Below are 13460 nucleotides of genomic sequence, written 5' to 3'. Positions count from 1 at the left end.
TCTGTGGGCGCGGGGGGGGGGGGGGGGGGGGGGGGCCGGGGGGGGCGGGGGGGGCGGGGGGGGGGGGGGCGCGCCCCCCCCCCCGCCCCCCCCCCCCCCGCGCTTTTCATAAGACGCATGGATGCGCACCTCGCGGCCCTCGCGGCGACCGCCGCCCAGCAGCTGTTCGCACGGTCGCGTACGGACCGGTGGCACCGCTCGCGGGACGAACTGACCGGCCTGCTCGCCCGGTTCAGCCCCGGCGGCGTCGACCGGGAGGCGCTCACCGACGAGCTGGAGGACTCCCGCGAGGAGTTCCTGACCGCCCGGCTGGAGGGCGACACCGCGGCGGCGGCCGACGTGGAGGCCGGCTGGCGCGCCCGTATGCGCCGCCTGCTGCGCGCCTCCCCCGGCCTGGCGGAACCCCTGCGGGACCTGCTGGACCGGTGGGGCGCGGCGAACGGGAGGAGCTGGCCTGGGTAGGCGGGTTGCCGGGTGCCCTGGGCGTCCGGGGTGCCGGGCGTCCGGGGTGCCGGATGTCCGGGGTGCCCGAGTTGCCGAGTGCTCGGGTCGCCGAGTGCCCGGGTCGCCGGGCAGGGCGCGTGTCCTGTGCCCTACCCGGCTCAGGAGTTGCCGACCACGTCCTCCGGGAACGTCAGCTGGCGGCTCATCCACTGGAGGGCGGCGGGCAGTTCGCGCCGCCAGGTGGCGAAGTTGTGGCTGCCGTGGTCCAGGATGATCGACTCGGCCTTCATCGGCGGCTTGACCGCGCTCAGGAACTCCTTCGCCGCCGGGTAGTTCTTCTCGCCCTCCCGGCTGGTGCCGACCAGCACCGAAACCTGCGGCGCGGGCAGGTGCGCCAGCCGCCACATCAGGTCGTGCTCCCGCTTGCGCTTGGCGCGGTCCTTGTCGTCGCCGAAGAGGTTGCCGGTGGTGGGGTCGCTGGTGACCTTGTAGTCGGGCGAGAGGGCCGCCGCCGAGGTGTACGTACGGGGGTGCCGCATGGCCAGCTGGAGGGCGCAGCTGCCGCCCGACGAGTAGCCGAGGACGCCCCACCCGCTGGGGTCGTGCCCGACCCGGTAGTGCTCCTTCAGCGCGGTGGGCAGGTCGCTAGCGAAGAACGTCTCCGCCTGCGGGCCGCCCGGCACGTCCACGCACTGGGTGTCACGCGGCGGCGCGATGGTCGGGCGCAGCATGACGATGACGGTGGGCTGCATCTTCCCCTTGCCTATCAGGCCGCCGGCGGTCTGCGGTACCCGGAGGTGCTGCGCCAGCAGGAACTGGCCGCCGGGGTAGCCGCTGACGGCGACGATGACGGGGAAGCGCTGGCGCTCGTACTGCTTCTGGAAGTACTGCGGCGGCAGGTAGACGTACGCGGGGTCGACGGCCTTGGTGCGCTTGCCGACGATCCGTACGGACTCCACCCGGCCCGTCTTGTCGGGCGGGCCCTTCGGCAGGCCGTGCACCTTGTCCAGGTCCTCCGGGCCGGACGGCTGCACCAGCCCCTTCGACGGGTCACCGGCCGGGCCCGCTCCCCCGTCGCCCCACTTGGCGACCGCGCCCGGGGCGTCGTCGTACAGGCCGAGCAGTTCGTGCCAGGAACCGTAGAACTGGAAGTTGGCGTTCACGACGAGGCCGAGCGCGGCGACGATGGACAGCTGCGTGGCCAGGATGGACCCGATCCGGCCCAGCCAGGCCAGCGGGCCGCGCCTGGCGAACCGCGGCCACTGCCAGAGCGTGAGTCCCACGCACACCACAGCCACCGCGATCATGGTGTACAGCAGCGATCGGCTGGTCAGTTCCATTGCTTCCCCAGGTGTTCCCGCACGCGTTCGGACGGCCTCTGAAGACCCCATTGCGCCAGGTTTGATGCCCCAGGGAGGCGCCACGTTGCCGCCTTGCCCACTTGTTCGCCGAGGCGCCCGCACCGGCTTTCCCGCCCGTCACCTGCGGGCCGCCTGCCGTCCACCCCGCGCGCCGGGACCGCGCCCGGACGGCGGGGCGCCGTCCCGGTCCGAAGGCTGGTGCGCCAGGGGCAGTGGCATCCTGGGGACACCGGTCCGCTGGAGGGCCGCGCTCAGGGAGGACGGCGAGGACGGCGATGGCGACCGAGACGGCAGGGCAGGAAACCGTACGACCCATGCGTGCCGATGCGCGCCGCAACTACGAGCGGCTGCTGGCGGTGGCCCGTACGGCCTTCACGGACCACGGGACCGACACCTCGCTGGAGGACATCGCACGGCGCGCGGGCGTGGGGATCGGCACGCTCTACCGGCACTTCCCCAACCGGACGGCCCTGATGGGCGCCGTGTTCCAGGGCGAGGTGGACGCGCTGCTGGCGCACGCCCGGGAGCTGAGCGACGCGCCGCAGCCGTGCGCGGCGCTGGTGGAGTGGCTGCGGGCGATCATCACCCACGCCAGTACCTACCGCGGGCTGTCCCGGGCGCTGATGGCCGCGCCCGGCGACGCCAGTTCGGGGCTGTCCCGGTGCAGCGTCCCGATGCGCGAGGCGGGCGGCGAACTGCTCAGCCGCGCGCAGGAAGCCGGCGCCGTACGGTCCGATGTGAGCATCGGCGATCTGATGCAGCTCACCAACGGCATCGCCCTGGCCGTGGAGGAGTCACCGGACGACCCCGACCTGGCCGACCGGCTGCTCACCCTGACGCTGACGGGGCTGCGCGCCGATCAGGGGTGAGGGGCGGGCGCCGGGGGCGTGAGGCAGGTACGGGGGTGTGAGACAGGTACGGGGGGAGTGTGAGGCGGGCACGTGGGGTCCGTGAGGCGGGCACGGGGACCTGAGGCGGGCCCAGGAGGCGCGGAAGTGCCGGCGCGGCCGTGCGCGCGCCGGCACTCGGTCAGCGGCGGCGCGGTGCCAGGTCGGCGACCCGGCTGCCCGGCTCCGCCAAGGGCGCGGCCGTCCGCAGCTGGGGGCCGGAACCGCCACCGCCCGGCGCCAGGTTGCGCCGCTGTCCCGGCAGCGGCACGTCCCTGCGTGGACCGCGGCGGTCGGCCGCCACCACCTCCGGTGTCTGCTGAGCCACTGCTGCTCCGGGGCCGCCGGCCACCGCGATCTGCACGCCCTGGTCGGCCAGCGCCTGCAGCTCGGTCGCGGCCCGGTCGTCGTGGCCCGGCGGCTCGTCGGTCACCAGCCGGGTGATCACGTCGGTGGGCACCGTCTGGAACATGGTGTCCGTACCGAGCTTGGTGTGATCGGCCAGGACCACGACCTCCGCGGCCGCCTGCACCAGCGCCCGGTCCACGCTCGCGGAGAGCATGTTGGACGTGGACAGGCCGCGCTCGGCGGTCAGGCCGCTGCCCGAGAGGAAGGCGCGGGAGACCCGCAGCCCCTGGAGCGACTGTTCGGCCCCGCTGCCGACCAGCGCGTAGTTCGACCCGCGCAGGGTGCCGCCGGTCATCACGACCTCGACACGGTTGGCGTGGGCCAACGCCTGGGCGACCAGCAGGGAGTTGGTGACCACGGTCAGACCGGGCACCCGCGCGAGCCGGCGGGCCAGCTCCTGCGTGGTGGTACCGGCGCCGACCACGATGGCCTCGCCTTCTTCGACGAAGCCGGCGGCGAGATCGGCGATGGCCGTCTTCTCCGCGGTCGCTAGATGGGATTTCTGTGGGAAGCCGGACTCCCGGGCGAAACCGCCCGGCAAGACCGCACCGCCGTGCCGGCGGTCGAGCAGTCCTTCTGCCTCCAGCGCCCGCACGTCCCGCCGTACGGTTACTTCGGAGGTCTGGACGACGCGGGCGAGCTCACGGAGCGACACCGCTCCGTTCGCACGCACCATTTCGAGGATCAGTTGGCGACGTTCTGCAGCGAACACGAAACTGACAGTAACGCCAACGACCGTCTGCTTTCAGCAGGTTGCACCAATTAACGGAAGTTGTTCGTTCCCGACCCTCGCACGTGGTATATGCCGCTGGCCGGTCACTCAGGGGCACAAGACTGCCACGAACCGGCCCCCACCGCGTGCCTTCCGCGGCAGGACGGCACATAAAGCGGCACCGGGAACGGTCCGCGGGCCCGCCGGGCACCCCCTGCCGAACGGGGCGTGGCACCCCGTCGCGCGGGGCGTGGCGCCGCGCGACGCGGGGGCCGTTCATCCGGCTGGCCGCGGTCTATTCGCTGGACATCTTGCGCGTGTGCAGCTGCCGCGCCACCTCGGCGACCGAGCCGGACAGCGACGGGTAGACCGTGAACGCGCTGGCGATCTGCTCCACCGTCAGGTTGTTGTCGACCGCGATCGAGATCGGGTGGATCAGCTCACTGGCGCGCGGCGAGACCACCACGCCGCCCACCACGATGCCCGTACCGGGGCGGCAGAACAGCTTCACGAAGCCGTCGCGGATGCCCTGCATCTTCGCGCGCGGGTTACGCAGCAGCGGCAGCTTGACGACCCGGGCGTCTATACGGCCCGCGTCCACGTCCGCCTGGCTGTAACCGACCGTGGCGATCTCCGGGTCGGTGAAGACGTTCGCCGAGACGGTCTTGAGGTTCAGCGGGGTGACCGCGTCGCCGAGGAAGTGGTACATCGCGATCCGGCCCTGCATCGCGGCGACCGAGGCCAGCGCGAACACGCCGGTGCAGTCGCCCGCGGCGTAGACGCCGGGGGCCGAGGTGCGCGACACCTTGTCCGTCCAGATGTGGCCGGACTCCTTCAGCCGTACGCCGGCCTCCTCCAGTCCGATGCCCGCGGTGTTCGGGATGGAGCCGACGGCCATCAGGCAGTGCGAACCGGTGATCGTACGACCGTCCGACAGCGTGACCTCGACACGGTCGCCCACCCGCTTGGCGGAAGCGGCACGCGAACGCGCCATGACGTTCATGCCGCGGCGGCGGAAGACGTCCTCCAGGACGGCGGCGGCGTCCGGGTCCTCGCCCGGGAGCACCCGGTCGCGGGAGGAGACGAGGGTGACGCGGGAGCCGAGCGCCTGGTAGGCGCCGGCGAACTCGGCGCCGGTGACGCCGGAGCCGACCACGATCAGCTCTTCCGGCAGCTCGTCGAGGTCGTAGACCTGCGTCCAGTTTAGGATGCGCTCGCCGTCCGGCTGGGCGTCCGGGATCTCGCGCGGGTGGGCGCCGGTGGCGATCAGTACGGCGTCCGCGGTGAGCGTCTCCTCCGTACCGTCCGCTGCGGTGACCGTGACCGTGCGCGAGCCGTCCGGCGACTGGCCCGGCTCCAGGCGGCCGCGGCCGCGCATCACCCGGCCGCCCGCGCGGGTGACGGAGGCGGTGATGTCATGCGACTGGGCGAGCGCGAGGCGCTTCACGCGGCGGTTGACCTTGCCGAGGTCCACGCCGACGACGCGCGCGGGGCGGTCGACCGGTGGGGTGTCGTCCTCGACGATGATGCCGAGCTCGTCGTACGACGAGTCGAAGGTGGTCATCACCTCGGCCGTCGCGATGAGGGTCTTGGACGGGACGCAGTCGGTCAGCACCGACGCCCCGCCCAGTCCGTCGCAGTCGACGACGGTCACCTCCGCGCCGAGAGAGGCGCCCACCAGGGCTGCCTCGTATCCGCCGGGTCCGCCACCGATGATCACGATCCGAGTCACGTCCTCCATTGTCCCGTACGCCGGTGCCGGGTTACCCGCCGGGGGCCGCCGTTCGAACCCCGCGTACCACGGTTACCCGCCGGGGGCCGCTGTTCGACCCCCACGTACCACGAGCTCACCTGCTGACCTCCCGTACCCTCAGAACCATGTCGCTCTACGCCGCGTACGCCGGCAACCTCGACGCGCGGCTGATGACCCGCCGCGCTCCGCACTCGCCGCTGCGCGGCACCGGCTGGCTCAACGGCTGGCGGCTGACGTTCGGCGGGGAACAGATGGGCTGGGAGGGAGCGCTGCCGACGATCGTCGAGGCGCCCCGGTCACAGGTCTTCGTCGCCCTCTACGACATCGCGCCCATGGATGAGGAGTCCATGGACCGCTGGGAGGGCGTGGGCATGGACATCTACCGTCGGATGCGGGTGCGGGTGCACACGCTGGACGGGGATGAGGCCGCTTGGCTGTACGTCCTCAACGGGTACGAGGGTGGGTTGCCCGCTGCTCGTTACCTGGGGGAGATCGCGGATGCGGCGGAGTCGGCGGGGGCGCCGCATGACTATGTGATGGAGTTGCGGAAGCGGCCCTGTTGAGGCCTGGTGGGGGTGCGCGTTGTGCGCGATGGGTCCGGTGGGTGGGGGCTCGGGGCCACACAGGGGTCACTCTCCCCCAGCCTTCGGCCGGGGGTGCCCCCACGGCACCGTGTACGCAGCCCGGGACGTGAAGTGAACCCGGGCTCCCGGCTGACCTGCGGGGAGACCCCTGTATGTCCCCGAGCCCGCGCCGTTTGCGGCCATCCCGCCATCGGGGTGCAAAGACCGCAAGGGTGACGGGTCGCGGCTGTGCCGTTTGCGGCCATCCCACCGTCGTGACGCAAAGACCGCAAGGGTGACGGGCCGGGGCTGTGCCGTTTGCGGCCATCCCACCGTCGTGACGCAAAGACCGCAAGGGTGACGGGCCGGGGCTGTGCCGTTTGCGGCCATCCTGCCGTTGGGGCCCCTCCCCCTCGCCCCTGTCCGCGTGCCGCCCGGAAGGCATTCGTACGGAGCTACGAAGAGATCCGTCGGATGCCGTCGGCGGGGACATCTACGCGCGTAGGCATTTACCGGCTACCCTCGTCCGCGTGAACGCATCTGTTACCCCGGACATCGCGCGCGACCCGCAGGGCGCCGCTGCTGACGCTGCTGCCCGCCTGCGCGAGCTGACCGGCGCCGAGACCCACGACGTCGCCCTGGTGATGGGCTCCGGGTGGGCCCCGGCCGCCGAGGCGCTGGGCGCGCCCGAGCACGAATTCCCGGTCACCGAGCTGCCCGGCTTCCCGGCGCCGGCCGTCGCGGGCCACGGCGGCAAGATCCGCTCGTACAAGATCGGCGAGAAGCGGGCCCTGGTCTTCCTGGGCCGTACGCACTACTACGAGGGCCGCGGTGTCGCCCCCGTGGCGCACGGTGTGCGCACCGCCGCCGCGGCGGGCTGCAAGACCGTGGTGCTCACCAACGGGTGCGGCGGTCTGCGCGACGGCATGCGCCCCGGCCAGCCGGTCCTCATCAGTGACCACCTGAACCTGACCGCCACCTCCCCGATCGTCGGCGCGCGTTTCGTCGACCTGACCGACCTGTACTCGCCGCGGCTGCGCGCGCTGTGCAAGGAGGTCGACGCGACGCTGGAGGAGGGCGTGTACGCCCAGCTCCCCGGCCCGCACTACGAGACCCCTGCCGAGATCAAGATGCTCCGCACCATGGGCGCGGACCTGGTCGGCATGTCGACCGTCCTGGAGGCGATCGCCGCCCGTGAGGCCGGTGCCGAGGTGCTCGGGCTGTCGCTGGTGACGAACCTCGCCGCGGGCATGACCGGCGAGCCGCTCAACCACGAAGAGGTGCTGCAGGCCGGCCGCGACTCCGCGACCCGTATGGGCAGCCTGCTGGCCCAGGTGCTCGGCAAGCTCTGAGCAACGGAGGCTGAGCAGGGGTACGGGGCGTTCACGGACGCCCCGTACGCCGTTCCGCAGGCAAGGGCCGGGCCGCCGGTCGAACCATCTCGTGGAGTGGGTAAGCGTTAACGCGCCGAGCGCTTCCCCCATCACCGCAACCACAGGCAGGAGCATCACGTGGCAACCGATTCCGCGGAGCTGATCAGCCGGGCGAAGGCATGGCTGGCCGAGGACCCCGACCCGGAGACCCGCGAAGAGCTGGGCAAGCTGATCGACGCCGAGGACCTGGACGAGCTGTCGGCCCGGTTCGCGGGCACGCTGCAGTTCGGTACGGCCGGACTGCGCGGTGAGCTGGGCGCGGGTCCGATGCGGATGAACCGCGCCGTGGTCATCCGCGCGGCGGCCGGGCTGGCCGCGTACCTGAAGGACCAGGGCCAGGAAGGCGGTCTGGTCGTCGTCGGGTACGACGCGCGGTACAAGAGCGCCGACTTCGCGCGGGACACCGCGGCCGTCATGGTGGGTGCCGGGCTGCGCGCCGCGGTGCTGCCGCGTCCGCTGCCCACGCCGGTGCTCGCCTTCGCCATACGGCACCTGGGCGCCGTCGCGGGTGTCGAGGTCACCGCCAGCCACAACCCGCCGCGCGACAACGGCTACAAGGTCTACCTGGGCGACGGGTCGCAGATCGTGCCGCCCGCCGACGGGCTGATCGCGGAGCGGATCGCGGCGGTGACGTCGCTGGACGACGTGCCGCGGCCGGAGGAAGGCTGGGAGGTGCTGGGCGAGGACGTCCTCCAGGCGTACCTGGAGCGTACGGACGCGGTGCTCACGCCGGGCTCGCCGCGCGACACGCAGGTGGTCTACACGCCGATGCACGGCGTCGGCCGTGACGTCCTGGTGGCCGCCTTCGCGCGGGCCGGGTTCCCGGCGCCGACCGTGGTCGCCGAGCAGGCCGAGCCGGACCCGGACTTCCCGACGGTGGCGTTCCCGAACCCGGAGGAGCCGGGGGCGATGGACCTGTCCTTCGCGACCGCGCGCTCCGTCGGTCCGGACATCGTCATCGCCAACGACCCGGACGCGGACCGCTGTGCCGTCGCCGTACCGGCCCCCGGTACCGAGGCGGGCTGGCGCATGCTGCGTGGTGACGAGGTCGGTGCGCTGCTGGCCGCGCACCTGGTCAGCAAGCAGGCGTCGGGCACCTTCGCCACCACGATCGTGTCGTCCTCGCTGATGTCGCGGATCGCCGCCGGGGCGTCGCTGCCGTACGAGGAGACGCTGACCGGCTTCAAGTGGCTGGCCCGGGTGGACGGCCTGCGGTACGCGTACGAGGAGGCGCTGGGCTACTGCGTCGACCCCGAGGGCGTACGCGACAAGGACGGCATCACCGCGGCGCTGCTCGTCACCGAGCTGGCGGCCGAGCTGAAGCAGTCCGGCCGTACGCTGACGGACCTGCTGGACGACCTGGCGCTGGAGTTCGGTCTGCACGCCACCGACCAGCTGTCGGTGCGCGTGGAGGACCTGTCGCTGATCGCCGACGCCATGCGCCGGCTGCGCGAGCAGCCGCCGGCGGCGCTGGCGGGCCTGGCCGTGTCGTCCTCCGACGACCTGTCCCAGGGGACGGAGACGCTGCCGCCCACCGACGGTCTGCGCTACTACCTGGCGGGGGCCGAGCAGGACGGCGTGGAGGCCGGCCGGGTGGTGGTCCGGCCCAGCGGTACCGAGCCCAAGCTGAAGTGCTACCTGGAGGTCGTGGTGCCGGTCGCGGACGCCCAGGGGCTGGGCGCCGCACGGGCCAAGGCCGATGAGGTGCTGGGCGCGATCAAGGCGGATCTGGCGGCGGCGGCCGGGATCTGATCGGGCCCCGCGTGGCTGTCACGTAGGACGGGCCCCGGAACTGTGAAGTTCCGGGGCCCGTTCTGCTTCACCTGAACGGGTGGCAGCCTTGCTGCACCTGCCGCAGCGTGGCCGTACGCGCCTCTGCGCACGGGGACACCCTGGTCTGGTCCGACGAACCTGCCCAGCCCCCAGGAGTTGCCGCGGTGTTCCCGACCGCGTCCGGCCCGGCCACCGCCTCCGCGCCGACGGCGGGGCCCGCTCCCCGCGCCCCTGCCGGGTGGGCGGCCGGGCACCTGCTGCGCCGCGCCGCGCCCGCGCTGCTCGGCTACACCGCCGTACGGCTGCTGGGCACCCTCGTGCTGATGAAGTGGGCGCACCTCCAGCACCGCGGGCTGTGGCCGCTGCTGGCCGACCGGTGGGATTCCCGCTGGTACCTGGGCATCGCGGACCACGGTTACGCGGACGCGTTCGACGAGGGCGGCGCCGGCGAGAGCAATCTCGCGTTCTTCCCGCTGTACCCGGTGCTGGTGAAGGCCGTCGCGGGGGTGACGCCGGGTTCCCGCGCGTCCGTGGGGCTGGTCGTCGCGGTCGGCTGCGCGCTGGTGGCCGCCTGGGGCGTCTTCGCGGTGGGCGACCGGCTGTACGGGGCGCGGGTCGGCACCGTGCTGGCTGTGCTGTGGGGTGCCACGCCGGTCGCCGCCGTCCAGTGGACGGGTTATACGGAGTCGCTGTTCACCGCGCTGGTGGCCTGGTCCCTGTACGCCGTGCTGACCGGCCGCTGGGTCGCGGGTGGTGTGCTGTGCCTGTTCGCCGGTCTCACCCGTCCCACCGGGCTCGCGCTCGCCGCGGGGGTCTGTGTCAGCGGCGTCGTCGCGCTGGGGCGCTTGCGCCGCGCTGCCGTTCCGGAGACCGCGTCAGGGGCACCGCGCGGGCCGGGGCCCGCCGGTGTACGCCGGATCGTCCTCGGTGTGCTGCTGGCGCCGCTCGGCTGGCTCGGGTACGTCGGGTGGGTGGGCCTGCGCCTGGGGCGCGCCGACGGGTACTTCGCGGTCCAGCGGCAGTGGCGGAACCAGTGGGACGGCGGCAGGGAGACGCTGCGTACGCTGCGCAACCTGCTGATCTACCCCTCGCACCCGCAGCTCTTCCTGGTCGTGGTGTCGCTGGTGCTGATCGTGTCGGTGGCGCTGTTCCTGCTGTGCGTGTGCGACCGGCAGCCGCTGCCGCTGCTCGTCTTCAGCGGCGTCCTGCTGCTGATCGTCCTGGGCAGCGGCGGCGTCTACTTCCCCCGGGCCCGTTTCCTGCTGCCCGGTTTCCCGCTGCTGCTTCCCCTGGCCCTGGCGATCGCCCACGCGCACCGCCGTGTCGCGGCGCTCTGCCTGTCGGCGGCCGCGCTGGGCTCGGCGTACTTCGGCGCGTACATGACGCTGGTGTACGGCGGGCCGCCGTGAGGCGCGCCAGGCCGTCGGCGAAAACGGTTCTTCGCGTACGGCCGTCCCGATCAGACCGCGATGAGCACCACCAGCGCCACCGCCCCCACCACGCACGGCGCCAGTACCTCGTACGCCCACCTCACCACCGGCGCGCCCTGCGCGCCCGCCCGCTGGGCGCCCCGCTCCTGGAGTTCGCGCAGTTCGTCGAGCGAACGGTCGGCGGTGGCGCGCGGCACGCCGGCGTCCGGGCCGGAGCCCAGGTGCGCGTCGCGCCCGGCGCGCGCCGGGCGCCCGGCGGCGCGCTGCGCCTGCCGGTTCGCCTTCTTGCGCTGCCGCAGCGAGACGGGGATCGACCAGAGCTGGTACTTGGTGCCGTCCGCGGTGAAGACCTCGCTGGAGAACGACGCCCGCAGGTCCGCGACCGCCGCCCAGGGCAGCGTGATCGTACGGAACGGGTTGCGCACCACCAGCCGGTCCGCGCCGGCCCGCACCAGCGGGCGCAGGGTGAAGGCGACCATCAGCGGCACCGCGAACAGCAGCCCGGCCGCCGCCGTCAGCTTGGTGTGCGCCGTGCCGCGCACCAGCGCGTCACCGCCCAGCCAGGCGGCCAGCGCGAGGAGCAGCACTCCGGCGACGAGGGCCGCGGGAGAGCGGTAGCTGCGGTCGGCGTACTGCTCCTGCGGCGTGGAGGACTGTTCCGGGCTCGTCATGGTGCCGATTCTGCCTGAGCGTCCGGAACGCGGACATTGCGTTACGGCATCATTCGTACGCCCCGGTGTCCCCGCGCGCCACGGGCGCGGCCTCGGACCGCCGTCAGGCCGCCGTCAGGTCGGCGTAGACCACGATGTTGTCCGGGCGGTGCCCGTCCACGAGGCCGCCGCCGCAGGTGACCAGGCGCAGTTCGGGCCGGTCGGTGTTCCCGTAGACCCGCTGGGTGGGGAACGCCTTCTTGTCCACCTGCTGGAGCTCCCGCACGGTGAAGACCGCGGTCCGGCCGTCCGCCCGGTCCACGTAGATCTTGTCGCCCACGCCGACGCGGCCCACGTCCTTCAGGACGGCCGGGCCTGCGGCGGTGTCGTAGTGGCCGATCAGTACGGCCGGGCCGGTCTCGCCGGGGGTGACGCCCTGGTCGTACCAGCCGATCCGGCCGGCCTCGGCCACGGACGGCACCTCGACCGTGCCGTCGGCGGCCAGGCCCAGGTCCAGGACCGGCCCGGTGTTCACACCGGCGGTGGGTATGCGCACCCGTACCGGCTTGGCGGCGGGCAGTGCGGGCGCCGAGGCGCGCGGGCTCGCGGTGGGGGCGCTCGTGTTCGCCACGTGCACGGGCGGGGCGCTGCCGGCGGCGGCACCGTCCAGGAGGCCCCGGGCGATCAGTACACCGCCCGCCGCGAGCAGGAGCAGGCAGGCCGCCGTCAGCAGCCGGCCCGTCCCACGCCCCGCAGCGGGACGGTTCAGCACCGCGCGCCCTCGGACTGACGGCGGCGGCGCACCGCGAAGGCGACGCCCGCGGCACCGGCCGCGGCGAGCGCGCCGCCCGCGGCGAACAGCGGAGTGCTGTCCGGCGTCTCCGCACGGTCGTAGCCTGCGGCCACGGCGCCCTTGGGCAGCACCTTGGTCTGGCCGCCGGTCGGCGTGGCCTGCACACCGGCGGTGGCCGCGTTCTTGCTGTCCGTGGCCTTGGCGGTGTGCTTGCCGCCGGTCGCGGCGCCCGTGCCCGGCTTCTTGGCCGGGGCGCAGCCCTGGGGGAGGGAGGGGAAGTTGGCGTAACCGGCCGGGTAGCTGCCGCCCTGCATCTTGAAGCGGAAGGTGGGCCGGGCGCTGTACGGGCTGACGATCTTCGCACCGAAGCGGGCCAGCGTCGGGTGCGTACGGTCGAGGTGGACTCCCGGCACCGGGTTGCCCGGGCCCTCCTCGAAGGTCACCCGCGGCCCCTTGGAGCTGTTGGTCAGGGCGGCCAGGGTGCCGCCGCCGATGGCCACACGGCGGGTGATGCTGCAGCTCTTGCGGCGCTCGGCGGCCGTACCGCCGGGTGCGTGGTGGGTCGTCTGCCGGGCGTCGTGCTTGCCGCCCTTGCCGCTCAGCCCGGTCTGCTCGCCGCCGGCGGCCGGCGCGCCGGCCTTCGGCAGCGGATACGTCTTCGCGCCGCCGCTGCCGCCGCTGACGTGCAGCTTCGGGGACGTGCCGGACGCGCCGGACAGACGCAGGGACAGGCCCTTGAGCTGCGCGGCCGGGTGGCCGCTGTCGAGCAGGTCGAGCACCCGGACCAGGTACCGGTCGCCCGGCTTCCACTGCGGACCGACGTAACGGATCCACGCCTCGGGGCCGCCGGCGGAGGGCACGTTGCGCAGCACGGCCACCATGCCGTTGCCGATGTAGACCGGCTGCCCCGTGTAACGGCCGGCGCCGTCCGAAGCGGGCCGCACCGCGGTGGCGGACGTCGCGGGCGCACCGGGCGCGGCGGCGAAGGCACCGGAGGCGGAACCGAGCAGGGCCGCGCCCAGGGCGGCCGAGGCGACGGCGGTGCGCAGCGTGCGGCGGCGTGCGGGCTGTACGGTCATGAGGAACCCCCGGTGACGGTCGGTCGTTCGGCGACGAGACCACATCCGCCGTCCTGTACGGGCGGGCCGGAAGGTGCTGCGGCGCGGTGCGGTATCTACGAAGGTAGGGGACGGCCGTGACAGACCGTCCGCTGTTGTGTAACGGTCGCCTCACAGAAGCTCATCACTCCCCGG

Annotated in this window: 12 protein-coding genes; 6 read left to right on the top strand and 6 right to left on the bottom strand. The window is 73.4% G+C overall.

All coding sequences use genetic code 11. The features are described 5' to 3' along the window. Positions 1 to 117 precede the first annotated feature (117 nt). Positions 118 to 462, top strand: a complete 345-nt coding sequence (locus tag AB0L45_RS38160) for a hypothetical protein (RefSeq protein ID WP_365848379.1) — start codon at positions 118 to 120, stop codon at positions 460 to 462. A gap of 140 nt (positions 463 to 602) precedes the next feature. On the opposite strand, the gene AB0L45_RS38155 is transcribed toward AB0L45_RS38160, so the two are convergent. Beyond that, positions 603 to 1784, bottom strand: coding sequence for an alpha/beta hydrolase-fold protein (locus AB0L45_RS38155; protein ID WP_365848378.1), 1182 nt, complete (start codon positions 1782 to 1784; stop codon positions 603 to 605). 335 nt (positions 1785 to 2119) lie between these two features. Here AB0L45_RS38155 and AB0L45_RS38150 point away from each other — a divergent pair, with 335 nt between their 5' ends. Continuing rightward, the gene (locus tag AB0L45_RS38150) at positions 2120 to 2674 is read left to right on the top strand and encodes a helix-turn-helix domain-containing protein (protein WP_365848377.1); all 555 of its coding nucleotides are present in this window, start codon (positions 2120 to 2122) and stop codon (positions 2672 to 2674) included. 160 nt (positions 2675 to 2834) lie between these two features. Here the strand turns inward: AB0L45_RS38150 and AB0L45_RS38145 are convergent, their stop codons facing one another. Further along, positions 2835 to 3812, bottom strand: a complete 978-nt coding sequence (locus tag AB0L45_RS38145; RefSeq protein ID WP_365848376.1) for a DeoR/GlpR family DNA-binding transcription regulator — start codon at positions 3810 to 3812, stop codon at positions 2835 to 2837. Between the two features lie 295 nt (positions 3813 to 4107). Further along, positions 4108 to 5553 (bottom strand): NAD(P)H-quinone dehydrogenase, encoded by a 1446-nt coding sequence (locus AB0L45_RS38140; RefSeq protein WP_365848375.1) that lies wholly within the window; start codon positions 5551 to 5553, stop codon positions 4108 to 4110. A gap of 137 nt (positions 5554 to 5690) precedes the next feature. On the opposite strand from AB0L45_RS38140, the gene AB0L45_RS38135 reads away from it, so the two are divergent. The 4 genes from AB0L45_RS38135 to AB0L45_RS38120 all read left to right on the top strand — a co-directional run bounded on the left by AB0L45_RS38135 (position 5691) and on the right by AB0L45_RS38120 (position 10743). After that, positions 5691 to 6128: a gamma-glutamylcyclotransferase gene (locus tag AB0L45_RS38135; RefSeq protein ID WP_030017478.1), complete on the top strand. Its 438-nt coding sequence runs from the start codon at positions 5691 to 5693 to the stop codon at positions 6126 to 6128. Positions 6129 to 6658: 530 nt separating this feature from the next. Further along, a complete protein-coding gene (locus AB0L45_RS38130; protein WP_365848374.1) occupies positions 6659 to 7480 on the top strand; it encodes a purine-nucleoside phosphorylase in 822 nt (273 codons plus the stop codon). Between the two features lie 159 nt (positions 7481 to 7639). Next, a complete protein-coding gene (locus AB0L45_RS38125; RefSeq protein ID WP_365848373.1) occupies positions 7640 to 9313 on the top strand; it encodes a phospho-sugar mutase in 1674 nt (557 codons plus the stop codon). Positions 9314 to 9498: 185 nt separating this feature from the next. Then, positions 9499 to 10743, top strand: coding sequence for a hypothetical protein (locus AB0L45_RS38120; RefSeq protein ID WP_365848372.1), 1245 nt, complete (start codon positions 9499 to 9501; stop codon positions 10741 to 10743). 50 nt (positions 10744 to 10793) lie between these two features. Here AB0L45_RS38120 and AB0L45_RS38115 read toward each other — a convergent pair whose 3' ends face one another. From AB0L45_RS38115 to AB0L45_RS38105, 3 genes are all read right to left on the bottom strand, one after another. Continuing rightward, a complete protein-coding gene (locus AB0L45_RS38115; RefSeq protein WP_365848371.1) occupies positions 10794 to 11435 on the bottom strand; it encodes a PH domain-containing protein in 642 nt (213 codons plus the stop codon). A gap of 103 nt (positions 11436 to 11538) precedes the next feature. Further along, the gene (locus AB0L45_RS38110) at positions 11539 to 12186 is read right to left on the bottom strand and encodes a class F sortase (RefSeq protein WP_365848370.1); all 648 of its coding nucleotides are present in this window, start codon (positions 12184 to 12186) and stop codon (positions 11539 to 11541) included. After that, a complete protein-coding gene (locus AB0L45_RS38105; RefSeq protein ID WP_365848369.1) occupies positions 12180 to 13286 on the bottom strand; it encodes a hypothetical protein in 1107 nt (368 codons plus the stop codon). Before AB0L45_RS38105 ends, AB0L45_RS38110 begins: the two co-directional genes overlap by 7 nt. Positions 13287 to 13460 lie beyond the last annotated feature (174 nt).

Origin of the sequence: Streptomyces sp. NPDC052496 (assembly GCF_040679095.1) — a bacterium.
In the GTDB taxonomy this organism is placed as follows: Bacteria; Actinomycetota; Actinomycetes; order Streptomycetales; family Streptomycetaceae; genus Streptomyces.
The sequence above is the reverse complement of the archived record's forward strand: the minus strand, read 5'-3'. Positions and strand labels throughout refer to the sequence as shown.